We start from the raw sequence: 25,988 nt of genomic DNA on the forward strand, positions 1-25,988 counted from the left end.
CCTCAGGAGAAGGCGCGCGGCGACCGGCCGCGCGCCGCACCGGCCTAACGGTCCTTTTCGCGCTCGCCGATAGCCGCCTGCGCGGCCGCGAGCCGGGCGATCGGCACCCGGTAGGGCGAGCAGCTCACGTAGTCGAGCCCCACGCCCTCGCAGAACTGGATCGAGGCGGGGTCGCCGCCGTGCTCGCCGCAGATGCCCAGCTTCACGTCGGGCCGCTGCGCCCGGCCCCGTTCGGCGGCGATACGGATCAGATCGCCCACGCCCTCCTGGTCCAGGCTGACGAAGGGGTCCTTCTCGAAGATGCCCTTCTCGATATAGGCGTTCAGGAACCGGCCGGAGTCGTCACGGCTGATGCCGAAAGTCGTCTGGGTCAGGTCGTTGGTGCCGAACGAGAAGAACTCGGCGTTCTCGGCCAGGTCGCCGGCCCGCAGCGCCGCGCGCGGCAGTTCGACCATCGTGCCGACCATGTAGGCGATCTCGCGGCCTTGTTCGGCCATCACCGCCTTGGCGGTCCGGTCGGTGAGCTGGCGCAGGAAACGCATCTCCTCACCCTTGGCCACCAGGGGATGCATGATCTCGGGGATCGGCGCCGGGCGCCCCTCGGCGGCCACTTCGCAGGCCGCCTCCAGGATCGCGCGCACCTGCATCTCGTAGATCTCGGGGTACGAAACGCCGAGGCGACAGCCGCGGTGGCCCAGCATGGGGTTCACCTCGTGCATCTCCTGGGCCCGGCGCAGCAGCTTGGCGGCGTCGAGGCCCGTGGCTTCGGCCACCGCCTGCACATCCTCCTCGGTATGCGGCAGGAACTCGTGCAGCGGCGGATCCAACAGGCGGATCGTGACCGGCAGGCCTTCCATGATCTTGAACAGCTCGACGAAATCCTGCCGCTGCATCGGCAGGATCTTGGCCAGCGCGGCCTTCCGGCCCGCCACGTCGTCGGCCAGGATCATCTCGCGCACCGCCGCGATCCGCGCCGGATCGAAGAACATGTGCTCGGTCCGGCAGAGGCCGATCCCCTCGGCGCCGAACTGGCGGGCCGTCTGGGCGTCGAGCGCCGTCTCGGCGTTGGCGCGGACCTTCAGCCGGCGCATCTCGTCGGCCCATCCCATCAGGGTGGCGAAATCGCCCGAGAGCTCGGGCTCGATCATCTTCACCGCGCCTTGCAGCACCTCGCCGGTCGAGCCGTCGATGGTGACGATGTCGTAGGCGCGAATGGTCTTGCCCCGGGCGCGGAACTCGCCGGCGCGGGCGTCGATATGGACCTCGCCCGCACCCGAGACGCAGGGACGGCCCATGCCGCGGGCCACCACGGCGGCGTGGCTGGTCATGCCGCCGCGGGCCGTCACGATGCCGCGCGCGGCGTCCATCCCACGGATGTCCTCGGGGCTGGTCTCCTCGCGCACGAGGATGACCGCCTCGCCCGAACCGCCCAGCTTCTCGGCCTCCTCCGCCGTGAACACCACCTTGCCGGTGGCGGCGCCCGGACTGGCCGGCAGACCCGAGGCGATGACGTCGCGCGGGCTGGCGGGGTCGATCGTCGGGTGCAGGAGCTGGTCCAGGGACGCCGGCTCGACCCGCATGACCGCTTCCGACTTCGAGATCAGGCCCTCGCTGGCCAGGTCCACCGCCACCTTCAGCGCCGCCTTGGCCGTGCGCTTCCCGTTGCGGGTCTGGAGCATGTAGAGCCGGCCCTGCTCGACCGTGAACTCGATGTCCTGCATGTCGCGGTAGTGCTTCTCGAGCGCGCCCACCACGCCCTTGAACTGTGCGAACACCTCGGGCAGCGCCTCTTCCATCGAGGGATTGACGTCGCCCATCTCCTCGCGCGCCGCCTTGGTCAGCGGCTGGGGCGTGCGGATGCCCGCCACCACGTCCTCACCCTGGGCGTTGATCAGGAACTCGCCGTACAGCTTGTTCTCGCCCGTCGAGGGATTGCGGGTGAAGGCGACGCCCGTGGCCGAACCGTCGCCCATGTTGCCGAACACCATCGACTGGATGTTCACCGCCGTGCCCCAGCTCTCGGGGATGTCGTGCATGCGCCGGTAGAACTTGGCGCGGTCGTTCATCCAGCTCGCGAACACGGCGCCGACGGCGCCCCAGAGCTGTTCCTTGGGGTCCTGCGGGAACGGCGCGCCCCGCTCGTCCTCGACGGCGCGCTTGTAGTCGGCGACCACCGCCTCCCAGTGCTCGGCCGTCAGGCCGGTATCGACATGGATGTCCAGGCGATCCTTGTGGTCGTCCAGGATCTCTTCGAACATGTGGTGATCCAGGTCGAGCACCACGGTGGAGTACATCTGGATGAAGCGGCGATAGGAATCGAAGGCGAAGCGGCGGTCGCCCGAGAGCTTCGCAAGGCCTTCCACGGTCTGGTCGTTCAGGCCCAGGTTCAGGACCGTATCCATCATCCCCGGCATCGAAGCCCGCGCGCCCGAACGGACCGACACCAACAGCGGGTTGGCCGGATCGCCGAAGCGCTTGCCGGTGATCTCCTCCACCTTGGCCAGGCCGGCCGCCACCTGTTCCTCGAGGTCGCCCGGATAGCTCCGTGCGTTCGCGTAATAGTGGGTGCAGGCTTCGGTGGTGATGGTGAAGCCCGGCGGCACGGGCAAGCCCAGCGACGACATCTCGGCCAGATTCGCCCCCTTGCCGCCCAGCAGGTCCTTCATCGACGCATCGCCGTCGGCCGAACCGCCGCCGAAGGCATAGACCCAACGCGTCTTCACCGTCGTATCGGCCATAACCCTGTCTACCTTCCGATCCTCTCCCGCCCGCAGGCGGTCTCCCGGGCGGTGTCTAGCCCGTAACCTGCGAGAAGTCCGCCACCTGCCCCATCGCGTCGCGCACCCTGGTCAGCAGGCGGAGGCGGTTCTCGCGTTCCTCCGCTACATCCGAATTCACTAACACCTTGTCGAAGAACGCATCGACAGGCGCACGCAGGCCCGAGAGCGCCCGCATGGCGCCGGCGAAGTCCTCGGCCTCGAGCGCCGCATCCAGCGCGCCGTCCAGGTCGGACACGGCGGCGATCAGCGCCGTCTCCTCGGGCGCGGACGACCCCATCCGCACCGGCGCGCCGGCCGGCAGCGCCCCCTTCTTCTCCTCGGCCTTGAGGATGTTCACCGCGCGCTTGTAGCCCGCGAGCAGGTTCGCCCCGTCATCGGTCTTGAGGAACGCATCCAGGGCGTTCACCCGCGCGACCACCCGCACCAGATCGTCGTCGCCCAGGGCGAAGACCGCGGCCACCAGGTCATGCCGCTGGCCCCGTTCGCGCAGCCAGACCTCCAGGCGGTCGGCGAAGAAGGCGACGATCTCGGCCGACACCTCTTCGTAGGGCCTGAACTCGAACAGCAGATCGCCGGAGGGCTTCTCGCGCTCCAGACGGTCGAAGACGAGATCCACCTCCCGGTCCATCGCCACCACGTGTGGCCGACCGTCCAGAAGCGCCTCGTCGAACTCGCGCAGATAGGTATCGAACTCGCGGCTCTTGGCGCGGCCGGCGGCGCCCAGGTGGGCCACCAGCTTCGGCGTCGAAACCCAGAGCGCCCGGCCCGGATCGACGTAGCAGCGCAGGGCCCTGTACCAGTCGGCCACCGCCGTCCGCAGCGGGATGCGCAGTTCGGAGTTCAGCACGATCCGGATCACGCCCAGGGCCGCTCGCCGCAGAGCGAAGGGATCGCGCGAACCGGTCGGCTTTTCCCCGATCGCGAAGAACGCGGTCAGCGTGTCCAGCTTGTCGGCCAGGGAGACGGCCATGGTGACGGGCCGGTCCGGGACCTCGTCGTTCGCGCCGGCGGGCTTGTAGTGGTCGCGGATCGCCTCGGCGACCAGCGGCGAAAGCCCTTCGGCCGCCGCGTAGTAGCCGCCCATGACGCCCTGAAGCTCGGGGAACTCGCCCACCACCCCGCTGACGAGATCGGCCTTGGCCAGCCGCGCGGCCTGCACCGCCTTGGCCTGATCGGCGCCGACGCGCGACGCCAGCGCCCCGGCCATCATCTCCAGCCGCTCGACGCGCTCGTACATGGCGCCCAGCTTGGCGTGGAAGGTGACGCCGCGCAGCTTCTCCAGCCGGTCCTCGAGACGAACCTTCCGGTCCTCGCTCCAGAAGAACCGCGCGTCCGACAGTCGCGCTGACAACACCTTGGCGTTGCCCTTGGCGATCGTCGCCCCGCCGTCGGTGGCGTCGATGTTGGCCACGGTGATGAAGTGGGGCGCGAGCTTGCCCGTCCGCGGGTCGCGCACGGCGAAGTAGCGCTGGTGAACCCGCATGGAGGTGCGGATCACCTCGGGCGGCAGGTCCAGGAACGCCGGGTCCATGTCGCCCAGCACCGGGACCGGCCATTCCACCAGCCCCGATACCTCGTCCAGCAGGCCGGCGTCCTCGACCAGTTCCAGGTTCCGCGCGAAGCACAGGGTCTTGGCCGCGTCCAGGATGCGCGCCTTGCGCTCCTCCGGGTCGAGCACGACGAAACGCTTCTCCAGCTTCTCGGCGTATTCGTCGAAGGTCCGGGCCTTGAAGGCCTGGCCCGAGCCCATGAACCGGTGGCCGACCGTGGTGTCTCCGCTGGGGATTCCGTCGATCTGGAACGGCACGACCTCGCCGTCGAAGACGCACAGGATCCGCCGCAGCGGCCGCACCCAGCGCAGCTTGCTGACGCCCGAGACCATCGACTTCGGCCACGGGAAATCCCGGACGACCGCCTCGACCATCTCGGCCACGATCTGCGGCGTCGGACGCCCGTGGCGATGCAGGGTGGCGAACCAGACGCCGTCCTTCTCGACCAGGTCGGACTTCTGGAGGCTGTTCTTGCGGAGGAAGCCCTCCAGCGCCTGGTCCGGGGCGCTGGTGCGCGGGCCCTTGATCTCCTCGTGACGGTCCTTCTGCGCCTCGGGCAGGCCCTCGGCCACCAAGGTCAGGCGGCGGGAGCCGGCAAAGGTCTTGAGCGCCTCGGGCAGCAGACCCTCGGCCAGCAGGCGCTCGCGCACCATGCGCTCCAGATCGCGCGCGGCCTGCGCCTGCATGCGCGCGGGAATCTCTTCCGAGAGGAGTTCGAGCAAAAGCTGGGGCATGACGATCTAGCTCCTCCCCCGCATGCGGGGAAGGTGGCGGCGGAGCCGACGGAGGGGGCGCTGCGGCGCACAAGGCGGAAGGGCCAACGCCCCCTCCACCACTTCGTGGTCCCCCTCGCCCGCTCGCACGGGGGAGGACCTGAATGTCGTCGTCGCAGCCATCACGCGTTCCCGCCCTGGCTCTCGACCCAGGCTTCCGCGCACATTTTGCAGAGGTCGCGGATGCGGCCGATGTAGCTCTGGCGCTCGGCCACGGCGATGGCGCCGCGGGCGTCCATGATATTGAACAGGTGGCTGGCCTTCAGGACGTGGTCGTAGGCGGGCAGCGCCAGCGGCTGAGCCTGGCGGCCCCGCTGGGCGAGGATGCGAGGCACCTCGCGCTCCATGTCCTCGAACTGGCGCTTGCAGGTGGCGACGTCGGCCGCCTCCAGTTCGAACGCCGAGAACTGCTGCTCGTTGGCCAGGTAGATGTCGCCGTAGGTGAACTCGTCGTTGAAGGCGAGATCGTACACGTTCTCCTTGTCCTGAAGGTACAGGGAGAGCCGTTCGAGACCGATGGTGAGTTCGCCCGCGACCGGAAACACATCCAGGCCGCCCACCTGCTGGAAGTAGGTGTACTGGGTGATCTCCATGCCGTCGCACCAGACCTCCCAGCCCAGGCCCCAGGCGCCGACGGTGGGATTCTCCCAGTCGTCCTCGACGAAACGGATGTCGTGGACCCGGGGATCGATGCCGATGGCTTCGAGACAGCCCAGGTAGAGCTCCTGGAGATCCTCGGGATTCGGCTTCAGGATGACCTGATACTGGTGGTGCTGGTGCAGCCGGTTGGGATTTTCGCCATAGCGACCGTCGGCCGGCCGCCGGGACGGCTGAACGTAGGCCACCTTCCACGGCTTCGGGCCCAGGGTCCGCAGGACGGTCATGGGCGAGAGCGTGCCGGCCCCCACCTCGACGTCGTAGGGCTGCAGGATCGCGCAGCCCTGACGGCTCCAATAGTCGTGCAACTTCAGGATCAGGCCCTGAAACGAAAGCGGCTTGTCGGGCATAGGGCCAGGGAGTCTTCGAGAGGGGCTTCGGCGTGAATTCGCAGGCGCAAAAGTCGGCGGACCATAGGGCCCGCCGACCTTGGCTTCAACCCGTGTGAACGGCTCCTCGTTCGGGGCCGTCAGTTGCCCCGGGCGGCCGTCTTGCGTCCTGTCTGCGACAGGGGCTGGCCGTACTTGGCGCGGTTCTCGGCCGTATCCGGCACCGGACCGTTGGAGACGGTCGTGGTGGTGACCTGCGCCCCCTGGTCATAGGTGGTGGTCGAGGCGGACACCGGCGCGGTGACGTCGGTGTCGGTCGCCGCAGGCGCCGGCGTGTTCGCGGCGGGCGCATCCGGGGCCGGCGGATTCACCGAGGTGTCGGCCGCCGTCGTGCGATCGGGGCCGGCCTGGGGCGGCGAGTGAGTCTGGGTCTGGACCTGGGCCGGGACCTGGGCCTGGGCGGCGCCGGCCACGAGGGCGGCCCCAGCCGCAGCGGTCAGCAGATGCGAGAGCTTCATGATCAGAACTCCTGGTTGCGCGGGATGTGCGCCCCCGTCCCGAGTGTGCTCACGCTGTACGGTCCTGGCCCGGTTTGGTTCCCGCCCCGGGCCAGAAAGCCGCCGCTCCGAAGCTCAGCTCGCGGGGGCGGCCGGCGCCTCGGCGTCGCCCTCGCCGGCGACGAGGACACGATCCACCACATGCAGCAGGCCGCTGCCGGTGTGGAGGTCGGCCTGGACGATGGTCGCGCCGTCCACCTTCAGCTTGCCGCCCTCGTCGCTGCCGTCGAGGAGGATGGTGTCGCCGGCGCCCGAAGGAATCGGCCCCTTCGCGCCTTTGATCTTCGACGAGTCGATCGGCGCGTTGACGACGTGGTGCAGCACGAACCGCTGCATCGCGGCCTTGTCCGACTTGAGCTGAGCCAGCTTGTCGGCCGGCATGGCGGCGAAGGCGGAGTCCGTCGGGGCGAACACCGTAAGGTTCTTGTTGGTCTTCAGCAGGCCGGTGAGATTGGTGGCGTCGATCCCACCCACGAAGGTGTTGAAACGGCCCGAAAGCTTCAGCGTGTCCACAAGATCGCCTTGGACGGCGATGGGACCGGCGGCGGGGGCGGCGTCCTGGGCCTGGGCGACCAGCGGGGCGGCTGAAAGGGCGGCCACAGCGGCGGCGGCAAGCAGGAAACGGGTCATCGTCGTTCGGTATCCTTGTGTTGTCGGGCCGCGAGCTTTCGCGCCCCGGTGACTACGCAGACAAATCCAGGCGGTTCCCGCCCGGAGGCGCGGGACACTAGGCTTGGAAGGCGCCGGATTTACGACGCCTCAGGTCGGCGTCAAGAACCGCGACGCCCCTCCGGACACCCCTTTTTGCCTGATTTGAAGGCGCCACCCTCCTCGTTCGCCCTCAAATTGAGCGGCCGCCGCCTTCTTGACCATACGGGTCGCCCCGGCGGGCCGCCCCTCCCCCAACCCCGACATAGCGTTCCGGCGACCGCTTAACGGGGATCCAGAAAACGCGGTCATCGACGAACGAGAGGGGTTGGCCCGCCCACAGGGCCGGACGCGGGAGCGAGCGGATGAAACTCATCATGGCGATCGTCAAACCCTTCAAGCTGGACGACGTGCGCGAAGCGCTCGTCGGCGCCGGCGTGGAGGGCCTGACGGTCTCGGAGGTCAAGGGATATGGCCGGCAGAAGGGCCAGACCGAGATCTATCGGGGCGCGGAGTACCAGATCAACTTCCTGCCCAAGGTGAAGCTCGAAGCCGTCGTCGACGACGCGGCGGCGGGCAAGGCCGTGGAGGCCATCAAGGCCGCGGCCGCCACCGGCAAGATCGGTGACGGAAAGATTTTCGTGCTCGACGTCGCGGAGGCCGTGCGCATCCGCACCGGCGAAACCGGCGCAGCGGCGCTCTAGGGCATCGGGACAAGGGGATTATGAACATGAAAGTCTTTGGAATTCAGCGGCTGACGGGGATCCTCCTCGCGGCCGCGATGCTGGGGGCGCCGCTAGCGTCGCCGGTGCTGGCCCAGGAGGCGGCCCCGCCGGCGGTAGAGGCGACGGTGGCCGAAACTACCGTTGTGGAAACCGCGCCCGAGGCCGCGCCCGCCGCAGCCGCTCCGGCCGAGGAAGAACCGACCCTGGACACCGGGGACACCTCCTGGCTGCTCACCTCCACGGCGCTCGTGCTCGCCATGACCATCCCGGGCCTGGCGCTGTTCTACGGCGGCATGGTGCGCGGCAAGAACGTCATCTCGACGGTGGCCCAGTGCTTCGCCATCACGGCCGTCATCAGCGTCGTCTGGATGGTCGCCGGCTACTCGCTGGCCTTCAGCGAGAACAGCTCCGCGGCGCTCAATCCGTACGTGGGCGGCCTCAGCGCCTTCCTGCTGAACGGCATCTCCATGGACGACCTGTCGGGCACCATCCCGCAGTATCTGTTCGTGGTCTTCCAGATGACCTTCGCGGTGATCACGCCCGCCCTGATCGTAGGCGCCTTCGCCGAGCGGATGAAATTCTCGGCCATCCTGCTCTTCATGGTCCTGTGGTCGCTGATCGTCTACTCGCCGGTCTGCCACTGGGTCTGGGGTGGCGGCTTCCTGAGCGAAATGGGCGTCCTCGACTTCGCCGGCGGCACGGTGGTTCACATCAACGCCGGTATCGCGGGCCTCGTCTGCGCCCTGGTCCTGGGCAAGCGCAAGGGCTTCGGCGCCGAGAACATGGCGCCGCACAACCTGGTGCTGACCATGATCGGCGCCAGCCTGCTGTGGGTGGGCTGGTTCGGCTTCAACGCCGGCTCGGCCGTGGGCGCCAACGGCCTGGCGGCCGTGGCCATGCTGAACACCCAGGTGGCCACCGCGGGTGCGACCGTCGCCTGGATGATCATCGAATGGGTCGAGCGTAAGAAGCCCGGCATGCTGGGCCTCGCGTCCGGCGCCGTGGCCGGCCTGGTCGCGATTACGCCGGCCGCCGGCTTCGTGACGCCGCAAGGCGCGCTGATCATCGGCCTCGTCGGCGGCGGCGCCGCCTATGCCGGCGCGGTGTGGCTGAAGAAGGCGCTCAAGTACGACGACAGCCTGGACGTCTTCGGGGTCCACGGCATCGCCGGCATCGCGGGCGCTCTGCTGACCGGCGTGCTCGCCAGCTCGGCCGTCGCCGGCGAAGCCGCCGAGGGTGCGAGCATCGTGACCCAGTTCGTGGGCATCCTGGGCACGATCGTCTGGTGTGCGATCGCCACCTTCGCGATCCTGATGATCTGCAAGTTCACGGTCGGCCTGCGGGTCAGCGAGGACGAAGAGGTCGAAGGCCTCGATCTCTCGCAACACGGCGAGTCCCTGCACCACTAAGGGCTCGGGGGAGAGGGCGTCCGGTCCGGCCTGGTCAGGACGGACGCCATCTGGGTGGAGACGGGGGTCCTTCGGGGCCCCCGTTTTCTTTGGCCGATCGTCGGACCCGCGCGTCGGGCCGCGAGCCTCAGTCCCAGGGACCGCCGAGGCGGCAGCGACGGACCCACCAGCGGGGCGCCAGGGCCTCGATCCGCCCGGCCAGGGTCCCGGCCTCGATGTCGTCGGCGCAGAGCGCGAAACAGGTCCCGCCAGACCCCGACACCCGGGCCAGCAGCGTCTCGGGCTCCGCGCGCAGCATGTCCAGGACCGTTCCGACCTCGGGGGCGACGTCGATGGCCGCCGCCTCCAGGTCGTTGCGTTGCAGGGCGAGCCAGGCCGCCATCTCCTGCGGCGACTCGAAGGCGTCGGGCATGGACGGCGGCGCCACGGCGCCGAAGTCGCCACGGGCGTCCAGGCGTCGATAGACGGCGGGGGTCGAGACGGGAATCCCCGGATTGACCAGCACCGCGTCGAGGGCCGGAAATCCCGGCGCGGGCGACAACCGGTCTCCGCGCCCTTCGGCCACGACCGGACGCGCCCAGAGGCAGGCCGGTCCGTCGGACCCGATGCGCGCGGCCACCCGTTCCAGCCGCGCATCGTCGATCTGAGGGGCGAACACATCCCGGATCAGGCGCAGCACGGCCGCAGCGTCACTGGATCCGCCGCCCAGGCCGCTGGCCACAGGCAGCGCCTTCTCCAGCGACATGGCCAGTTCGGCCATCGGCCGGCCCAGCTCCTCCACGAAGGCCCGGACCGCCGTCCAGATCAGATTGTCCCGCTCGGGCCCCAGCGCGCGCGCGAACGGGCCGGACACCATCAGGCTCCCCTCTCCCAGCTCGATCGCCACCTGGTCGCCCACGTCGGCGAACGCCATCAGGCTGCTCAGGGGATGGAAGCCGTCCGCGCCCGGAGGGCCGACGTGGAGGAACAGGTTGACCTTGGCGGGCGCCAGCCGCGCGGGCACCTCAGGGTCCCGCGACGCGCGGCGTGGGCCCCAGGCCGGACTCGAGTTTGCGCTCGGAGTCGGCGCGGATCTTGTCGTCCGGATCCAGCGTCAGCACCCGTCGCCACTGGAACACCGCTTCGTCCTTGCGGCCCACCATCCAGTAGGCGTCGCCGAGGTGGCTGTTGATCTCGGGATCGCCCGCCTCGAGTTCGACCGCCTGTTCCAGCAGTTCGATGGCCTTGGGATAATCGCCCAGGCGATAGTGCGCCCAGCCCAGGCTGTCGATCATGGCGCCCGACCGGGGGTTGGCGGCCACCGCCTTCTCGACCATCGCCAGGGCCTCCTTGAGCCGCTCGCCACGGTCGATCAGTCCATAGCCCAGGTAGTTCAGCAGCTCGGGTTCGTCGGGGCGAAGGCTGAGGGCCTTCGACAGGTCGGCCTCGGCCTGAGGCCAGCGCCCCGCGCGCTCATGCGCCTGACCGCGCGCGTAATAGAGCTGCCAGTCCGGCGCCTTCGCCTCGGCGATGAGCGTGTCGAGCACGACGGCCGCCTCGTCGTTGCGGTCGTTGGCCCGCAGCAGGTCCGAGAGGGTGATGCGGCCTTCGAAGTCGCCGGTTTCGGCCGCGGCGCGCGCGAGCCTGAGCGCACCCTCCTTGTCGCCCGCGCTCTGATAGCTCCAGGCGAGCTTGGCCTGGGCCGCGGGAAACGCGGGACTGCCGGGCTTGGGCCGGCCATAGGCGGCGCGGGCCCCCTCCAGATCGCCGCGCGCCTGCAACAGGTCGCCCAGCATCAGCCAGGCGTCGTTTCGTTGCGGGTCCAGGCTCAGCGACAGGCGCAGATAGGCCAGCGCCGTCGCCTCCTGCCGGGCGCTGATCATGGTGGCCGCCGGGGCGAGCAACGCAAAGGCGGCGCCTTCCTTCAGCGTCGGCGCCGCCGGCGCCCGGCCGCCGCTGGCCCGGGCCTTGGCCGCCCTGGCCGCCTGACTGGAGGGATTGCGTCGGAGCGCCCCGTCGTAGAGCGCCAGCGCGTCGGCCTTGCGGCCCCGCCGCTCCAGGAAGCCGCCATAAGCCAGGACCGCCAGCTCGTTGGGATTCTCCCCGGCGGTTACGGCCTTGAAGTTCGTCTCGGCCTCGTCGAAGCGACGGGCGCGCTCGAACAGGTGCGCCTGGCCGATCTGCCCGAAGTAGTCCACCGCCCCGTCGCCGCGAAGCTGGGGTCGCACCACCGTTCCCTCGGTGTCGCCGGCCGCCGCGGCGACCCAGGGCGCCAGCAGGGCCGCGGCGGCCCGGTGCGGGAAGCCGATGGGGTCGCCGCCCAGTTCGGCCTGGGCGGCCTTGCCCTTGCCATCGCCCAGGAGCGCGACGGCGCGCACCAACCGTCCCATCCGCTTCGACGGCTCTGAGGCGGTGGGTCCGGTCGGCGCCAGCGTCGCAGCCTTGGCGACCTGCCCGGCCATCAGCGCGGCGGTGAAGGCCTGTTCGGACACGGCCGGATCGTCGCCGCCGTGCGCGCGGGCGTACTCCAGGAAACGGGCGGCGTCAGCGTTCCGGCCCGCGTTCAGGGCGGCGTTGCCCGCCAGGAAGAGGCCGTAGGCGCTGTCCGCCGCAGGCGGACCGGCCGGCTCGATCCCGGTAGACGATGTGGTGGCGCACCCCGCCAGGAGGGCGGCGGGCGCGGCGAGGGCGAATAGGAAGCGACGCATGGCCCGACTCTGGGCGTCCGCGGCGTCGGCCGCAAGCGCCCAGTCGCCACACGCGAACCGGCCGTGGCCTACATGTTCGGATAGTTCGGCCCGTCCCCGCCCTGCGGCGTCGTCCAGTCGATGTTCTGCGACGGGTCCTTGATGTCGCAGGTCTTGCAGTGGACGCAGTTCTGGAAGTTGATCTGGAACTTCGGATTCTGGCCCGCGTCGTCGTACAGCACCTCGTAGACGCCGGCGGGGCAGTAGAGCCGCGCCGGCTCGCCGAACTTCGGCAGGTTCACGTCGATCGGGATCGACGGGTCGCGCAGATGCAGGTGCGCCGGCTGGTTCTCGTCGTGGTTGGTCGACGACAGGAACACGCTGGACAGCTTGTCGAAGCTCAGCACGCCGTCGGGCTTGGGATAGACGATCGGCTTGTAGTCCGAGGCCTTGCCGGTGGATTCGGCGTCGCCCTTGGTGTGCTTCATCGTCCCGAAGATCGAGAAGCCGCCCAGCAGGTGGGTCGACCACATGTCGAAGCCCGAGAACGCCGTGCCGAGCGCGGTGCCGAACTTCGACAGCATCGGCTTGGCGTTGCGGACGATGTTCAGCTCCTTCTTCACCCAGGAGGCGTCGAAGGCCTGCTTGTATTCGACCAGCTCGTCGCCGGCGCGACCGGCGGCGATGGCCGCGGCGGCGGCCTCGGCGGCCATGATGCCGCTCTTGATGGCGTTGTGGCTGCCCTTGATGCGCGGCACGTTCACGAAGCCCGCGCTGTCGCCCAGCAGCACGCCGCCGGGGAAGTAGAGCTGCGGGACCGACTGGATGCCGCCCTCGCTGATGGCCCGCGCGCCGTAGGCGATGCGCTTGCCGCCTTCGAGATACTTGGCGACCTCGGGGTGGTGCTTCCAGCGCTGGAACTCGTCGAAGGGCGACAGCCAGGGGTTCTTGTAGTTCAGGTGCACGACGAAGCCGGTGGCCACGTAGTTGTCCCCGAAGTGGTACATGAAGCTGCCGCCGCCGGTCTTGTCGTCGAGCGGCCAGCCCAGGGTGTGGATCGCCAGGCCGGGCTGGAACACCTCGTCCGGGACCTGCCACAGCTCCTTGATGCCGATGCCGTACTTCTCGGGGCTCGCGTCCCGGCACAGGCCGTACTTGGCCTTGAGCACCTTGGCGAGCGAGCCACGCACACCTTCGCCGATGAAGACGTACTTCCCGCGCAGCTCCATGCCGGGCTCGTAGTTGGGCCCCGGCTGGCCGTCCTTGCCGATCCCGAACTCGCCGACGACCACGCCGACCAGTTTGTCGCCCTCGAACACCGGCGCCGAAGCGGCCATGCCCGGATAGATCTCGACGCCCAGGCCTTCGGCCTGCTGGCCCAGCCAACGGCAGACGTTGCCCAGGCTGGCGATGTAGTTGCCGTGGTTGTTCATGAAGGGGGGCATCGCCCAGACCGGCAGATCCAGGCTGCCCTGCGGCCCGAGGACCACGAACTTGTCCTTGGTCACCGGCGTCTCGAGCGGCGCGCCCAGCTCCTTCCAGTTCGGGAACAGCTCACTGATCCCCTTCGGGTCGATCACCGCGCCCGAGAGGATGTGCGCGCCCACCTCGGCGCCCTTCTCGACCACCGCCACCGTCAGGTCGGCCGAGAGCTGTTTCAGACGGATCGCGGCGGCCAGGCCCGACGGCCCGGCGCCCACGATGACGACGTCGTACTCCATGGCTTCGCGCTGGACGGCTTCGCTCATCGTGTTCCCCTCGGCGTCTTCCGGGCGAACGCGCGCCACCCGGTCGTCTGGACTCCCCAGTATTCCGGGTCTTATCGGGAGGTCTCGCCGCGATGGTCAAGCGCGAACGCTTCGCGTCTGCGGCGCCGGCCGGCTACCGTCGCCCTTCGGTCACGATCTTCACCTGCGCGCCGGGCGCGAGGGGTTCGCCCGGTCGCAGGTTGTTGAGCATGAGGAAGCGGGCCAGCCGATCGCGCTCGGGCGGCATGCGCGCGGACATCGTCTCCGCCGTGTCGCCGGGGCGCACCGTGACCACCGCGATGCGTCGCCCGCCCACCGCCTCTGCGTCGCGGTCCGAAAGGCGGCGGAACGATTCGTACATCCCGTCGAACACGCCCGCCTGACCGGCCGGCGCCATCGAGACGAAGTGATAGACCTGGTTTCCGCCCGCGGCGTAGGCCACGACCGTCAGGTCCACCGGCCGACCGGCCGACAGCGCCCGCGCGGGCAGCACCACCGCCGGCATGCCGTTGATGGTGGTGCGCTGAGCCTGACCCAACTCGTGGCGACCCTGGCGGATGATCCCCCGCATCACCGCGGCGGCGTAAGCCTCAAGCTGCGAAGCCGGCGCCTGGCCCGGAGCGAACTCGGCCAGCATGCCCTGCGGCCCGGCCACCCGCACCGCCTGCGGGGTGTTGCTCAACGCGAACCCCTGCGGCGCGTCGAAGCGGATGCGCAGGGCCGGATGCACAAACGATCCGCCCCGCACCACCCCCTGGCCGGGATCGTCGCCGAACGGCATCCCGTCCAGCGCCGCCAGGAAGGCGCGCTGGTCCAGGGCCAGGTCCTCGGCGTAGGCGATCCGCGCGGCCTGCGTCTCGGCCCGCTGGATCCGATCGCCCGTCAGCGGATGGGTGCGGGCCCAGGCCGGGGTCGCCGCCCCGCCCTGCCCGGTGGTCTGGGTGTTGAAGGCGTCCTCGCGCTGCAGGCCGTCCAGCACCCGCGTCAGGCCCTCGGGCGCATAGCCCGCCATGGGTAGATAGCGAAGCGCCAGGGTGTCGGCCTCGTACTCCTGGTTCCGCGAATAGCTGAGCGTCCCCAGCTTGCCCACGCGGCCGGCGATGCCGCCCGCGATATCCGACTTTGTCGCCGCCCCGATCAAGGCCGCGGCCAGACCGCTGAGCGCCTCGGCCTGTTCCTGGCGCTGGGCGTGCTTGGCGGTCACGTGGCCCAGTTCGTGGCCCAGCACCGCCGCCAACTCGGCCTCGGAGTTCATGATCGAGAGCAGCCCACGGGTGATGTAGACATAGCAGCCCGGCGGCGCGGTGAAGGCGTTCACCACCTCGGAGTTCAGCACGGTGAAGATGCAGCGCTGGCGCATCCCCGCCGCCTGAGCCATGCGATCGCCCACACGCTGGACATAGTCGGCCTGAGGCCCCGCGAACTCGCCGCCCAGGCTGGCCACGAGGCCCATGTGCTCGCGCGCCGGCTGGGCCGCCGCGGGCGTCCCGCCCAACGGAAGCGCCGCCAGCAGAACCACCGCCGCCAGAGCTTCCACCCGCCGCATTCCGCCTTCGCTCCGCATCCGGGCTGACAAGCCGCCCGCTTCGCGCCAAGAGTGGCGCAGACTTGTCCGAGAGTGAACAGCCCAATGTCGGCGGCCGCCGAACCCTCCAACGCCCGCCTGGCCGAAAGCCTGCTGGCCTTCTGGGCCGAAGCCGGCATCGACTCGGTTCTGGCCGACGAAGCCGTCGACCGGATCGAGGCCGGGCGCGTGGCGCCGCCACCGAGGCCGCCGCCGCCGGTCACGGCCCTGGCCCCCGCCCCCGCGGGCCGGATCGCGCCCGGCGGCCGGCCCGTCGGACCGGACGTCGCAACCGCTATCGCGCAGGCGCAGGCCGCCGCGGCCGCGGCCGGGAGCCTGGAGGACCTGGTCGCCGCCATCGCCGCCTTCGAGGGGTGTCCGCTCCGCTACGAGGGCGCGGCGACCAAGGCCGTGGTCTTACGCGGCGACCCCAAGGCCCCGCTCATGGTGATCGGCGAAGGCCCCGGCGCCGAGGAGGATGCGCGCGGCGAACCGTTCGTCGGCCGCGCCGGCCGGCTGCTGGACCGGATGCTGATGGCCGCCGGGCTGGAGGGCCGGGTGCTGATCACCAACACCGTGTTCTGGCGGCCGCCCGGCAACCGCACCCCGAGCCCGGCCGAACAGGCGGTCTGCGCCCCGTTCCTCGAACGCATCGTCCAGCTGGTTCAGCCGCGCATGCTCCTGCTGGCCGGAGGCGCATCGGCCAAGTCGTTGCTGAAGCGCGAGGAAGGCATCCTGTCCCTGCGCGGTCGCTGGTTCGAGTGGCGCTCGGCCGACGGCGCCCTGGAACTGCCCGCAATGCCGACACTTCACCCCGCTTTCCTGCTCCGTCAGCCCGGCGCGAAGAAAAGGGCGTGGATCGATCTGCTGACCCTGACCGAAAGGCTTGATCGCCCCGACCGCCCCCACTAGCCTGCCCCGCGGTGGGACTCGAGAAAAAGGGGTTCGCGTTCAGGGGACGTTAGTCCTCGCACGCGAATAGGACGGCATGACGCTCAAAAAGCGCCTGCGCGTCGGGGCTTTGTCCCTGTTCGCCGCTGCCTCGTTCGCCGCAACTGCGGCCGTGGCCCAGCCCAGGCCTCTCTCCGACACCGACGCGCGCGCCTATACCGCCGCCTTCCAGGCCGTGGAACAGGGCGACTTCGTGGGCGCCCAGCTCCAGGCTTCCGAAATCCAGGACCGGTCGCTGGACGGCTATCTGTCGTTCCGCGCGCTCATGCACCCCACGGCGCACAAGGCCAGCTTCGAGGAGCTGGCCGGATGGCTGGAACGCTTCCGCGACCTGCCCCTGGCCGACCGCGTCTTCTCCCTGGCCCACAAGCGCAAGCCCGGCGAGGCCGCTCAGCTGCCCACGCCCGAGGTCGCCCTGGTCGACACCGCGCGCAGCGAGGTGACGAAGCCCGCCCGCGAAGCCTTCTATTCCGGCGACGCCCCGACCGCCTTCCGCCTGGCGGTCAACGTCGGCGAGCGCTGGATCGCGGGCCTGGCGGCCTGGCGGCTCCAGGACTACGCCCAGGCCCAGGACTATTTCGCCCAGGTGGCCCGCGACACCGACGAAGACCCGTGGCAGCGCGCCGCCGGCGCCTACTGGGCCCATCGCGCGGCCTCGATGATGGGCGACACCGCCTCGGCCCACGGCTTCCTGCGTCTGGCCGCCCAGGCGCCGCACACCTTCTACGGCATGATCGCCGAGCGGCAGACCGCCCTGCTCCGCATCGCCGAGGCGCCGACCGGCCAACTCACCCTGGCGGCCTACCGGCCGCCGACCCGGCCCGCCGTCGAGGTGCTGGGCGGCGAACTGCGGGCGCACCGCGCCGCCGCCCTGGCCCAGATCGGCCGCCATGAGGAAGCCCGGCAGGAGATTCGCGCCGGCCTGGCCCTGGCCCGCACCGGCGAGGAGCGCGACGCCTGGACCGCCCTGCTGAGCGACTTCGGCCTCTCGGGGGTCTACGGCGGCTCGGGTCGCGGCTATCTGACCCTGGGCGACTACCAGGCGCCGCCGCTGTCGCCCAGGAACGGCTTCACCATGGACAAGGCGCTGGTCTACGCCATCGTCCGCCAGGAGAGCGCGTTCAACCCGATGGCCCTGTCGCACGCCGGGGCTCGCGGCCTGATGCAGCTGCTGCCGACCTCGGCGGCCCTGGCCACCGGCGACCGCAACTTCGTCAAGCGGCCCAGGACCCTGTTCGATCCGGCGCTCAACCTTCGCGCCGGCCAGGACTACCTCGCCTATCTCATGGACCGGGGCGTGGGCCCCGACCTGCTCAAGATGGTCGCCGCCTACAACGGCGGGCCGGGCGCGGTGCTGAGCACCATCCAGAAGGTCGGCGACGACGACACCCTGCTGCTCATCGAATGCCTGCCGGCGCTGGAGACGCGCAACTACGTCGAGAAGGTCATGGCCGGATACTGGACGTACAAGCGCATGTTCGGCGAGGAGACGCGCACCCTGGATGCGCTGGCCTCTGGCGCGCGCCGCATCGACGCCCGGCTCGACCTGACGCCCCTAGCCGATCCGGACGGGGCGCAGCCCCAGATCGCGCCGCAGCCGCTTCAGGTCGGCGCCGCGGCGATGCTCCAGACGGCGTCGTTCGACTAGCACCGCCCAGGGCGAACGCCCGAGCAGTCCACCCGGCCCAAGGCCAGACACGAGGGCCGCGCCGCCACCGGCCGCGAGATGCGTCTCCAGCGCCTTGATCCAGCCGTCGCGCAGGCGAAAGTCGGCGGGCGCCACGACGAGCCATTCGGCCCTGGCGGCCGCAGCGGCGGCCTCCAGGCTGTCATGCGCCTCGGCCCCCGTCTCCTCGCACAGCAGATCGATGCCGGCCTGGCCCGGGCCAGCGACCAGAAGCACCTGCCGCACCAGCCCGTCCACCGCCCCGGCCGTGAGCTGGGCCAGCAGGACGGGCAGCTCCGGAGCGCCCCGCCGCGCATCGATGATCACGGAAAGCATGACCCGACAGACCGTGCTTCCTCCGCGGCGGTCAAGCCCCGGCCGCGTGTCAGCCGACGCCGATCATGCCGGGATCGCTTCGAGGATCAGTCTGTCGTGGCCCAGGTGCGGTCGGCGTTGCGATCGTAGCGCAGCGTGACCTTCGAGACGCTGCACAGGTCGAGGCGGTTCCAGACCGCCGGCGTGCCGTCGTCGTAGACCACCTTCAGGTCGAACCGGCAGCCCTTCGTGCCTCGGGCGAATTCGATGTCCACCGCCTCGCCGTCGGCCAGCACATCGGCTTCCATCACGTCTTCTTCCCAGTCGTCGGCGTTCGACGCCGACACATAGACTTCCGAGATGGTGTATCCGGTCTTGTTGTAGACTTGGAAGTCCTGATCGCCCGCCATGACGGGGCTGGCCAGGAGCACGACAGGCGCCGAGAGGGCCACGATACGTTTCAGCATTTTCGTCCCACCTTCTGTGTGATGTCCGCGTTTTCCACGGCAGCCGTAACCATCCCGTAAATTCCCAATATCGAGACACACATGAATGTGGATAATGGAATCTATACCTCCGAATACTGAAATCACGCTCGCACCCGTAGGACGCGCGGCGCGCGCACCATATGTTCTTGTTTTGTTCGAATTCGAGCCCTAGATTGCGGGCATGTCTCAGACCGCTCCCCCGATGCGCGGCCGCGGCGCCCGCTCGAACGCCAGCGGCCGCTACGAGTCCGAGGTGCGGGAGGCGTTCGACGACGGCTGGACGCGCGACGACGCCGAGGCGACCCCCCTGCGCACCGAGGTCAGCGTCGAACGCGCCCGCCGGATCATCAGCCACAACGACAGCCCCGACGTCGGCTTCTCGGCCTCCATCAATCCCTACCGGGGCTGCGAGCACGGCTGCATCTACTGCTACGCCCGGCCTTCCCACGCCTATATGGGCCTCTCTCCCGGCCTCGACTTCGAGTCCCGCATCTTCGTGAAGCCAGACGCCGCCCGGCTCCTGGAGAGGGAACTCTCCAGGCCGAGCTACAAGCCCGAGCTGATCCACATCGGCGGCAACACCGACCCGTATCAGCCGCAGGAGCGAACCCAGCGGATCACCCGCGGGGTGATCGAGGTGATGCTGCGGTTCCGGCACCCCTTCTCCGTGATCACCAAGTCGGCGCTGGTCGTGCGCGACCTCGACCTGCTCGCCGAAGCGGCGACGATGAACCTGGCGCGGGTGGCCATCTCGGTCACCACTCTGGACCGCAAGCTGGCGCGCTCGATGGAGCCACGTGCGGCCACGCCGGCGAAGCGCCTGGACGCCATCGCCCGGCTTGCCGCGGCCGGCGTGCCCGTGACGGTCATGTTCGCACCGGCCATCCCGGGCCTGAACGACCACGAGATGGAGGCCGTGCTGGAGCGCGCCGCCGGCGCCGGCGCCTCGGGCGCGGGCTATGTCGTCCTGCGACTGCCGCTGGAGATCAAGGATCTGTTCCGGGAGTGGCTCGACACCGGCCAGCCGGATCGCGCCCGACGCGTCATGTCGCTGGTCCGCCAGATGCGGGGCGGCAAGGACTACGACATGGCCTGGGGTCGCAGGATGCGCGGCGAAGGCCCCATCGCCGACCTGCTTTCGATCCGCTTCAAGGCCGCCCGCCGCCGCTACGGTCTGGACCGCGGCTGGCCGCCCGCGGACCTCTCACGCTTCCGCGTCCCGCTTCAGGCCGGCGGGCAACTGGATCTGTTCGGCTGAGCCTCGCACCCACCGCGTGGCGCAATCCGGACGCTACCGGCTGAACACGCCCACCAGTTCCACGTGGGGCGACCAGAGGAACTGGTCCACGGGGAGAAGGCGGTCCAGGCGGAATCCCGCGTCGATGAGGATGCGGGCGTCGCGGGCGAAGGTGGCGGGATTGCACGAGACTCCGACCACGCGCGACGCATCGGAACGGGCGATCTCGGCCGCCTGCTCGGCGGCGCCGGCCCGGGGCGGGTCGAAGACCACCACGTCCGTCTTCCTCAACTCGTCGGCCAGGACAGGGCGACGGACGAGGTCCCGCGCCTCGGCGGTGACGCCCTTGAGACCGGGCGCGGTCGAAAGCGCCGCCCGCAGGGCCGAAACCGCCTCGCCCGACATGTCGGCGGCGTAGACGGGGGCGATCGCGGCCAGACGGAAGGTGAAGGTCCCCACGCCGCAGTGCAGATCGGCGATCCGCGCCGCACCCGCGGCCGCCTCGCCGACGAACGCCGTCATCGCCGCCTCGGCGCCCGGCGCCGCCTGGAGGAAGGCGCCCGGCGGCAGAGCCACCGTCGCCGGGCCCAGCCGCACCTGCGGCGTGCGCGCCATGTAGGCCACCTCGCCGGCCAGCGTGACCCGGGCGAAGTCGGCGGCGGCGGCCTGTTCGGCGATCCGCATGCGGGCATCGGCCGAGAGGCCGCCGCTTTTCGCCTCGACACCGGTGATCTCCACGTCGACGCCTGTGGCCGTCAGGGTCACATGCAGGGTCGGCGCGGACTTCGGATGCTCGAACAGTGGCGCGGCCAGCCGGGCCAGCGCGGGGATCGCGCCCTGGAGCGCGGGATCGGCGATCGGGCAGACGCCCACCTCGACGAGGTCCCACGAGCGGCGCGCCTTGTAGCCCAGGCGCGCGACGTCCGGTCCGCCGCGGCGGGCGTGCAGGGCGAGGCGCCGGCGGGCGCCGGGTCCGGCGGCGTAGACGGGCAGCACCTCGGTCTCGATCCGCTCGCGAGCCAGGGTGCGCACGATCCGATCCGACTTCCAGGCGAGATAAGGGGCATGCGCCCAGTGCTGGAGCGCACAGCCGCCACAGACGCCGAAGTGGGGACACGGCGGCTCGACGCGATCGGGGCTGGCGGCCAGCACCTCGGCCAGGTCGCGGCGGTCGCCCCCGCCCGTCACCCGCACGCGTTCGCCGGGCAAGGTGAAGGGGACATAGATCGGGCCGGCGGCCACCCCGTCGCCCTCGCCGCCTACGGCCTCGATCAGGATCTCCTGCGGCGGGCCAGGCGGCGGACGCGGATCGGGACGACGGGTAGGCCCGTGGCCCGGATTCTGGCCCGGATTCTGGCCGGAACGGCGGCGCTGCGGCGCCTTCGAGGATCTCACGAGCGGCCCCGTCGGCAAGATGTGGTGCGGTAAGGCGTGGTTAAGTCGGGATGAACGAACATGAACGAGTTTCTCAACGGCCGTTCAGGTTCGGCGGCGCATCTTCGCCCCTAGCGTCGCCGTAAGCGACCCGAGAGCTTCGAGAGAGGGATACCGGATGTCCGTCCAAGCCGCCATCGCCAAGGCCGCTGTCGTCAAAGTGGGGGCGTTCGCGCTCGCGGCCGCGATCGTCCTGCCCGCCGGCGTGGCCAGCGCCCAGCCATACGGGGGCGCGTACGGCCCCGGCTCGCCCGGCTACAACTACGACCCCTGCCGCCGCGACGCGAACCAGCGCGGCACGGCCGGCGCGCTGATCGGCGGCGGCATGGGCGCGGTCATCGGCTCGAACGCCGCCGCCCGCAACGCGCGAACCGAAGGCGCCCTGCTGGGCGGCCTGCTGGGCGCCATCGCCGGCGGCGTGGTGGGCAACAAGACCGCGGCCTGCAACTCGCAGTACGGCGGCGCCTATCCGGCCTCGTCGCGCTACGAGCCCGCCCCGCCGCCGCCGCTCCCGCCGCCGGCCGCCTCGTCCGGCTACTACGACCGCGACGCCTACGCCGATCGCGCCGCCGACCCGCGCGACGAGGATTGGCGTCACCGCGACGCACCCTATCGCACCGACAGCCGCGGCGCCGACGCCGACGGGTGCACCCTGGCGGAGAGCCCGATCTACATGCCAGACGGCCGCACCCAGTCGCGCTTCGTGCGCGTGTGTCGCGACGCGTCGGGCCGCTACGCGGTCGTCGACTGACGCCGGTTCCATTCCAAGTCGAGCAAGCCTGGGGTCGTCCCGCACAGCGGGGCGGCCTCTTTCTTGCGCGCCGGATGTGCGGCGGGCGCCGTCGAAGGAAGCTTCGGGCGGTGTTCGGGCGGCGTCGGGATCAGCGGGCCGGATTCGTCGCCCAGAGCAGGAATTCTTGATTCCCGTCGCCCCCCGAGATCGGGCTGTCGGTGGTTTCGCGCACGGTCCAGCCAGAGACGGCGAGGAAGGCCTTCACGTCCTCCAGCGCGGCCTGGCGCGCCTCCGGATCGGTCACGAGCCCGCCCTTGCCCACCTTCGCCGGCCCCACTTCGAACTGGGGCTTCACCAGGGCCACGAGGTCGGCGCCCGGCGCTGCCAGCGCGAGGGCGACAGGCAGCGCCTTGGCGAGCGAGATGAAGCTGACGTCGGTGACGATGAGGCCCGGCGGCTCGGGAACCAGCGCCGGCGTGAGGTCCCGCGCGTCGGTGGCCTCCAGCCGGACCACGCGCGCGTCGCCCGAGAGCCGCGGATGGAGCTGGCCCCGGCCGACGTCCACGGCGTAGACCCGCGCCGCGCCGCGGGCCAGGCACACCTCGGTGAAGCCGCCTGTCGAGGCGCCGACGTCCAGGACGACGCGCCCGGCCACCCCGACCGGCCAGAGGTCCAGCGCATGAACCAGCTTCAGCGCGCCACGGCCCACCCAGGGATGGGCCGGCCGGGCCACGATCTCCACATCCGCATCGAGCAGTTCCGACGCCCGGGCCACCGGTCGGCCTCCGGCCGTGACGCCCCCGGCTTCGATGGCGGCGCGGGCCTTGGCGCGGCTCTCGAAGAGGCCGCGCGCCACCAGCAGGACATCGGCCCTCTGCCGCAGCCTCAGGCCCTCAAGCGGTCTCGGATTCGAAGAGCTTCTTGAGTTCGCTCTTCAGGATCTTGCCGTTCGGGTTGCGCGGCAGGGTCTCGTGCCAGAACTTCACCGCGATCGGCACCTTGAAGGCTGCCAGCCGCTCGGCCACGTGGGCGCGAAGCTCGGCCTCGGTCGCCTCGGCCCCCGGCTTCAGGGTGACCACCGCGGCCGGCTCCTCGCCCAGGATGCGGTGCGGCACGCCCACGACAGCCGCGTCCATCACCGACGGGTGGTCGTAGAGGACGTTCTCGACCTCGACGCAGTAGATGTTCTCGCCGCCGCGGATCAGCATGTCCTTGGCGCGGTCGATGATGTAGCAGAAGCCCTCCTCGTCCAGCTTCGCGAGATCGCCGGTGCGCACCCAGCCGTCGACGAAGGTCTGGGCCGTCGCCTCGGGCTTGTTCCAGTAGGCGCGGGCGTTCATCGGCCCCTTCGACCACAGTTCGCCCACCTCGCCCGGCGCGAGGATCGTCACACCGTCCGCCGGATCGCGGATCTGCAGTTCGGCGACGGCGGCGGCGGGGCCGCAGCTGTCGGGCCGGTTCTGGTAGTCCTCGCCGCCGTTCGAGGTGACCGTGGCGCAGGTCTCGGTCATGCCCCACCCCTGCCCCGGCTGGGACTTGGGGAACACCTCCTTGAGGCGACGAACCAGTTCGGGCGCCGAGGGGGCGCCGCCGTACGAAACGCTCTCCAGCGACGACAGGTCGTAGTTGTCGCGCGCCGGATGCTCCAGGAGCTGCCAGGCGATGGTGGGCACGCCGCCGGCCAGGGTGACCTTCTCGCGTTCGATCAGTTCAAACGCGCGGATCGGCTCCCACTTGTACATCAGGACCAGCTTGCCGCCGCTGAACAGCGTGGGGTTCAGCACCGCGAAGCAGCCCGTGACGTGGAAGAACGGCACCGACAGCAGGGCCGACCGTTGCGGCGCGTCGGGATCCGGCTGGGGCGGCATTTCGCCCTTGCGCAGGAACACCCGGGCGCCGGCCGCCCCGGCGGTGATGATGTTGGTGTTGATGGCGCGGTTGGTGGCCAGCGCCCCCTTCGGCCGTCCCGTCGTGCCCGAGGTATAGAAGATGGTGGCGTCGTCGTCGGCCCCGACGTCCGCCGTCGGCAGAGCCGCGTCGGGCAGGCCCGCCCAGTCGTTCGCGCCGCCCAGGACGCTCTCCAGCTTGACGACATAGGGATGGGCGATCTCGTCCGGCTCGCGGCTCACATAGACCCGCTTGAGGTCGGGGCAGTTGGCGAAATGCTCGTTGAGACGCTCGTAGCGCTCGGCGTCCATCACCGCGACCTTGGCGCCCGAGTCGGTCAGGCCGTACTCCAGCTCCGGACCGGTCCACCACGCGTTCAGCGGCGTGACGATCGCCCCGAGCGACGCCGCCGCATAGAAGGCCACGACCCATTCGGGCACGTTGCGCATGATGACGGCGACCCGATCCCCCTTGCCCACGCCCTGCCCGGCCAGTTCGGCGGCGAAGGCGGCGACGGCGCGGTGGAAGGCGTCGAACGTGACCCGCTCGTCCTCGTAGACCAGGAAGACCTTGTCGCCGAAGCCCTTCGCCAGTTCGACCACCGCGCGCAATGTCGGCGGCTGATTCTTCCAGACCTTGACGGTGACGCCCCGGATCGTCTCCTCGGCGACTTCGGTCGGCAGCCCCGGTTGCCCCAAAAGGGCGTGGGCCTGCTGAATGGTCATGGCGGGCCAGCCGGACGGCAACGCGGCCTCGGTCATATGAGCGTATCTCCCGAACACGCGCCCGGAGTGATCCCGGACGTCACGTAAGGTGATCAAGCATAACCCAGCGTCAGTGGCAAACCGCGGACGGCGTTCGGCGAAGCGCGCCGCGTCTCCGTCGGCGGCCCTTTCTCGCGTCCCCAAGCCGCACCAGCACCCCCAAGTGGGGGATCAAACCGGGCCGACGACAATCTAGACCGACTCAGATCTTCAAAAGCGCGGCAAGTTTCGGAGTGGTGGGAATGCGGACGTTCAACGCTTTCATGTGCGGGCTGGCGGGAGCCTGCGCGATCGGCCTGGGCGCCGGGTTCGGAAACGCCGCGCACGCAGGCGTCCTGGTGGCGTCCGGCGACGAATGGACGCTGAGCGACTACGCCTACGACGCCGTCTACAAGGCGGGCACCGAGGCGTTCGTGAAAGATCTGGTCACGACCTTCGGCGGCTCGAACTACCTGCTGCTGACCGGGAACGGCAACGTGCCCCTGGGACAGCTCGGCCAGCTCACCGCGCAACTCACCGGCCTGGGCAAGACGGTGGCGACCTCGGCGACCTTCGACCTGGCCACCGCCAGCGCCTACGACGCGGTCTTCCACTTCGGACAGGGCTTCAGCGCGCCGCAGTTCGCCGCGCTCGGCGCTTACATGGACGGCGGCGGCAACGCCTACGTCAGCCTGGGCTCGGGCTGGTACGGCACCGCGGCCGGCGAGGCCGCGGCGTGGAACCCCTTCTTTGCCGACTACGGCCTGGTCGCCGGCGGGACCTGGTTCTCCGCGCCGGGCTTCGTCAACGTGACGGTCACCTCGGGCCCGCCGGGGGCCACGAACCTCATCTGGGGATACGGCCAGTCGATCGACAGGCTGCCCGACGGTCCCGGCGTGTCATACCTGCGCGGCAGCTTCGCCGGCGGCCCGACCGACATCGGCCTGGTCGGTTCGAGCCAGGCGCTGGGCGTCGTGGCGGGCGTGCCGGAACCCGCCACATGGGCGCTCCTGATCATGGGCTTCGGCGCGGCGGGCGCCATGCTTCGGCGGCGTGACCGCGTGGCGTTCGGCTGACGATGGCCGGGCGCGTGGCTTAGGCCCGGCGCGCTCGGCCAGACGCGCTCGG

21 protein-coding genes are annotated in these 25,988 nt (G+C 70.3%); 7 read left to right on the forward strand and 14 right to left on the reverse strand.

Features of this window, described 5'->3' with window-relative positions; all coding sequences use genetic code 11:
• Positions 1-44: 44 nt before the first annotated feature.
• The 5 genes from ppdK to ABS78_RS15570 form a co-directional block, all read right to left on the reverse strand.
• Complete coding sequence (gene ppdK, locus ABS78_RS15550; protein WP_293381168.1) at positions 45-2,738, reverse strand: pyruvate, phosphate dikinase; 2,694 nt, start codon at positions 2,736-2,738, stop codon at positions 45-47.
• A 55-nt stretch (positions 2,739-2,793) separates the two neighbouring features.
• The gene (gene glyS, locus ABS78_RS15555) at positions 2,794-5,064 is read right to left on the reverse strand and encodes a glycine--tRNA ligase subunit beta (protein WP_293381171.1); all 2,271 of its coding nucleotides are present in this window, start codon (positions 5,062-5,064) and stop codon (positions 2,794-2,796) included.
• 161 nt (positions 5,065-5,225) lie between these two features.
• The gene (locus ABS78_RS15560) at positions 5,226-6,110 is read right to left on the reverse strand and encodes a glycine--tRNA ligase subunit alpha (protein ID WP_293381174.1); all 885 of its coding nucleotides are present in this window, start codon (positions 6,108-6,110) and stop codon (positions 5,226-5,228) included.
• Positions 6,111-6,229: 119 nt separating this feature from the next.
• The gene (locus tag ABS78_RS15565) at positions 6,230-6,607 is read right to left on the reverse strand and encodes a hypothetical protein (protein ID WP_293381177.1); all 378 of its coding nucleotides are present in this window, start codon (positions 6,605-6,607) and stop codon (positions 6,230-6,232) included.
• Between the two features lie 114 nt (positions 6,608-6,721).
• The gene (locus ABS78_RS15570) at positions 6,722-7,276 is read right to left on the reverse strand and encodes a fasciclin domain-containing protein (RefSeq protein WP_293381180.1); all 555 of its coding nucleotides are present in this window, start codon (positions 7,274-7,276) and stop codon (positions 6,722-6,724) included.
• Positions 7,277-7,659: 383 nt separating this feature from the next.
• On the opposite strand from ABS78_RS15570, the gene ABS78_RS15575 reads away from it, so the two are divergent.
• A complete protein-coding gene (locus ABS78_RS15575; RefSeq protein WP_293381183.1) occupies positions 7,660-7,998 on the forward strand; it encodes a P-II family nitrogen regulator in 339 nt (112 codons plus the stop codon).
• Between the two features lie 26 nt (positions 7,999-8,024).
• Positions 8,025-9,428, forward strand: coding sequence for an ammonium transporter (locus ABS78_RS15580; RefSeq protein WP_293381186.1), 1,404 nt, complete (start codon positions 8,025-8,027; stop codon positions 9,426-9,428).
• Between the two features lie 127 nt (positions 9,429-9,555).
• Here the strand turns inward: ABS78_RS15580 and ABS78_RS15585 are convergent, their stop codons facing one another.
• From ABS78_RS15585 to ABS78_RS15600, 4 genes are all read right to left on the reverse strand, one after another.
• A complete protein-coding gene (locus ABS78_RS15585) occupies positions 9,556-10,431 on the reverse strand; it encodes a 4-(cytidine 5'-diphospho)-2-C-methyl-D-erythritol kinase (RefSeq protein WP_293381189.1) in 876 nt (291 codons plus the stop codon).
• A gap of 1 nt (position 10,432) precedes the next feature.
• On the reverse strand, positions 10,433-12,115 hold the full coding sequence (locus ABS78_RS15590) for a tetratricopeptide repeat protein (protein WP_293381192.1): 1,683 nt from the start codon (positions 12,113-12,115) through the stop codon (positions 10,433-10,435).
• A gap of 68 nt (positions 12,116-12,183) precedes the next feature.
• Complete coding sequence (locus ABS78_RS15595; protein ID WP_293381195.1) at positions 12,184-13,842, reverse strand: electron transfer flavoprotein-ubiquinone oxidoreductase; 1,659 nt, start codon at positions 13,840-13,842, stop codon at positions 12,184-12,186.
• Between the two features lie 133 nt (positions 13,843-13,975).
• Positions 13,976-15,388: a M48 family metalloprotease gene (locus ABS78_RS15600; RefSeq protein WP_293381198.1), complete on the reverse strand. Its 1,413-nt coding sequence runs from the start codon at positions 15,386-15,388 to the stop codon at positions 13,976-13,978.
• A gap of 84 nt (positions 15,389-15,472) precedes the next feature.
• Here ABS78_RS15600 and ABS78_RS15605 point away from each other — a divergent pair, with 84 nt between their 5' ends.
• Positions 15,473-16,318, forward strand: coding sequence for a uracil-DNA glycosylase (locus tag ABS78_RS15605; protein ID WP_293381202.1), 846 nt, complete (start codon positions 15,473-15,475; stop codon positions 16,316-16,318).
• Between the two features lie 76 nt (positions 16,319-16,394).
• Positions 16,395-18,005 (forward strand): lytic transglycosylase domain-containing protein, encoded by a 1,611-nt coding sequence (locus tag ABS78_RS15610; RefSeq protein WP_293381205.1) that lies wholly within the window; start codon positions 16,395-16,397, stop codon positions 18,003-18,005.
• Here the strand turns inward: ABS78_RS15610 and ABS78_RS15615 are convergent.
• Together ABS78_RS15615 and ABS78_RS15620 are read right to left on the reverse strand one after the other, a co-directional pair.
• Complete coding sequence (locus ABS78_RS15615) at positions 17,913-18,359, reverse strand: cell wall biosynthesis glycosyltransferase (protein WP_293381208.1); 447 nt, start codon at positions 18,357-18,359, stop codon at positions 17,913-17,915. The two genes, ABS78_RS15610 and ABS78_RS15615, sit on opposite strands and share 93 nt — an antisense overlap.
• Positions 18,360-18,445: 86 nt before the next feature.
• On the reverse strand, positions 18,446-18,805 hold the full coding sequence (locus ABS78_RS15620; RefSeq protein WP_293381211.1) for an argininosuccinate lyase: 360 nt from the start codon (positions 18,803-18,805) through the stop codon (positions 18,446-18,448).
• A gap of 202 nt (positions 18,806-19,007) precedes the next feature.
• Here ABS78_RS15620 and ABS78_RS15625 point away from each other — a divergent pair, with 202 nt between their 5' ends.
• Positions 19,008-20,084: a PA0069 family radical SAM protein gene (locus ABS78_RS15625; RefSeq protein WP_293381214.1), complete on the forward strand. Its 1,077-nt coding sequence runs from the start codon at positions 19,008-19,010 to the stop codon at positions 20,082-20,084.
• 33 nt (positions 20,085-20,117) lie between these two features.
• Here ABS78_RS15625 and ABS78_RS15630 read toward each other — a convergent pair whose 3' ends face one another.
• Positions 20,118-21,341 (reverse strand): RNA methyltransferase, encoded by a 1,224-nt coding sequence (locus tag ABS78_RS15630; RefSeq protein WP_293381341.1) that lies wholly within the window; start codon positions 21,339-21,341, stop codon positions 20,118-20,120.
• A gap of 274 nt (positions 21,342-21,615) precedes the next feature.
• Here ABS78_RS15630 and ABS78_RS15635 point away from each other — a divergent pair, with 274 nt between their 5' ends.
• The gene (locus ABS78_RS15635; RefSeq protein WP_293381217.1) at positions 21,616-22,248 is read left to right on the forward strand and encodes a glycine zipper 2TM domain-containing protein; all 633 of its coding nucleotides are present in this window, start codon (positions 21,616-21,618) and stop codon (positions 22,246-22,248) included.
• 130 nt (positions 22,249-22,378) lie between these two features.
• On the opposite strand, the gene ABS78_RS15640 is transcribed toward ABS78_RS15635, so the two are convergent.
• Together ABS78_RS15640 and ABS78_RS15645 are read right to left on the reverse strand one after the other, a co-directional pair.
• On the reverse strand, positions 22,379-23,113 hold the full coding sequence (locus tag ABS78_RS15640) for a TlyA family RNA methyltransferase (protein WP_293381344.1): 735 nt from the start codon (positions 23,111-23,113) through the stop codon (positions 22,379-22,381).
• Between the two features lie 10 nt (positions 23,114-23,123).
• A complete protein-coding gene (locus tag ABS78_RS15645) occupies positions 23,124-24,878 on the reverse strand; it encodes a class I adenylate-forming enzyme family protein (RefSeq protein ID WP_293381220.1) in 1,755 nt (584 codons plus the stop codon).
• A 245-nt stretch (positions 24,879-25,123) separates the two neighbouring features.
• Between ABS78_RS15645 and ABS78_RS15650 the strand changes: the two genes are divergently transcribed.
• Entirely contained in the window at positions 25,124-25,936 is an 813-nt protein-coding gene (locus tag ABS78_RS15650; protein WP_293381223.1) for a PEPxxWA-CTERM sorting domain-containing protein, read from the forward strand.
• Positions 25,937-25,988 lie beyond the last annotated feature (52 nt).

Origin of the sequence: Phenylobacterium sp. SCN 70-31 (genome assembly GCF_001724605.1) — a bacterium.
Taxonomy (GTDB): Bacteria; Pseudomonadota; Alphaproteobacteria; order Caulobacterales; family Caulobacteraceae; genus Phenylobacterium.

Bases quoted from the DNA above. Each gene is read 5' to 3' on its own strand.
- ppdK (WP_293381168.1), bottom strand. From the start codon at position 2,738: ATGGCCGATACGACGGTGAAGACGCGTTGGGTCTATGCCTTCGGCGGC.
- glyS (WP_293381171.1), bottom strand. From the start codon at position 5,064: ATGCCCCAGCTTTTGCTCGAACTCCTCTCGGAAGAGATTCCCGCGCGC.
- ABS78_RS15560 (WP_293381174.1), bottom strand. From the start codon at position 6,110: ATGCCCGACAAGCCGCTTTCGTTTCAGGGCCTGATCCTGAAGTTGCAC.
- ABS78_RS15565 (WP_293381177.1), bottom strand. From the start codon at position 6,607: ATGAAGCTCTCGCATCTGCTGACCGCTGCGGCTGGGGCCGCCCTCGTG.
- ABS78_RS15570 (WP_293381180.1), bottom strand. From the start codon at position 7,276: ATGACCCGTTTCCTGCTTGCCGCCGCCGCTGTGGCCGCCCTTTCAGCC.
- ABS78_RS15575 (WP_293381183.1), top strand. From the start codon at position 7,660: ATGAAACTCATCATGGCGATCGTCAAACCCTTCAAGCTGGACGACGTG.
- ABS78_RS15580 (WP_293381186.1), top strand. From the start codon at position 8,025: ATGAAAGTCTTTGGAATTCAGCGGCTGACGGGGATCCTCCTCGCGGCC.
- ABS78_RS15590 (WP_293381192.1), bottom strand. From the start codon at position 12,115: ATGCGTCGCTTCCTATTCGCCCTCGCCGCGCCCGCCGCCCTCCTGGCG.
- ABS78_RS15595 (WP_293381195.1), bottom strand. From the start codon at position 13,842: ATGAGCGAAGCCGTCCAGCGCGAAGCCATGGAGTACGACGTCGTCATC.
- ABS78_RS15600 (WP_293381198.1), bottom strand. From the start codon at position 15,388: ATGCGGCGGGTGGAAGCTCTGGCGGCGGTGGTTCTGCTGGCGGCGCTT.
- ABS78_RS15605 (WP_293381202.1), top strand. From the start codon at position 15,473: ATGTCGGCGGCCGCCGAACCCTCCAACGCCCGCCTGGCCGAAAGCCTG.
- ABS78_RS15610 (WP_293381205.1), top strand. From the start codon at position 16,395: ATGACGCTCAAAAAGCGCCTGCGCGTCGGGGCTTTGTCCCTGTTCGCC.
- ABS78_RS15615 (WP_293381208.1), bottom strand. From the start codon at position 18,359: ATGCTTTCCGTGATCATCGATGCGCGGCGGGGCGCTCCGGAGCTGCCC.
- ABS78_RS15620 (WP_293381211.1), bottom strand. From the start codon at position 18,805: ATGCTGAAACGTATCGTGGCCCTCTCGGCGCCTGTCGTGCTCCTGGCC.
- ABS78_RS15625 (WP_293381214.1), top strand. From the start codon at position 19,008: ATGTCTCAGACCGCTCCCCCGATGCGCGGCCGCGGCGCCCGCTCGAAC.
- ABS78_RS15635 (WP_293381217.1), top strand. From the start codon at position 21,616: ATGTCCGTCCAAGCCGCCATCGCCAAGGCCGCTGTCGTCAAAGTGGGG.
- ABS78_RS15645 (WP_293381220.1), bottom strand. From the start codon at position 24,878: ATGACCGAGGCCGCGTTGCCGTCCGGCTGGCCCGCCATGACCATTCAG.
- ABS78_RS15650 (WP_293381223.1), top strand. From the start codon at position 25,124: ATGCGGACGTTCAACGCTTTCATGTGCGGGCTGGCGGGAGCCTGCGCG.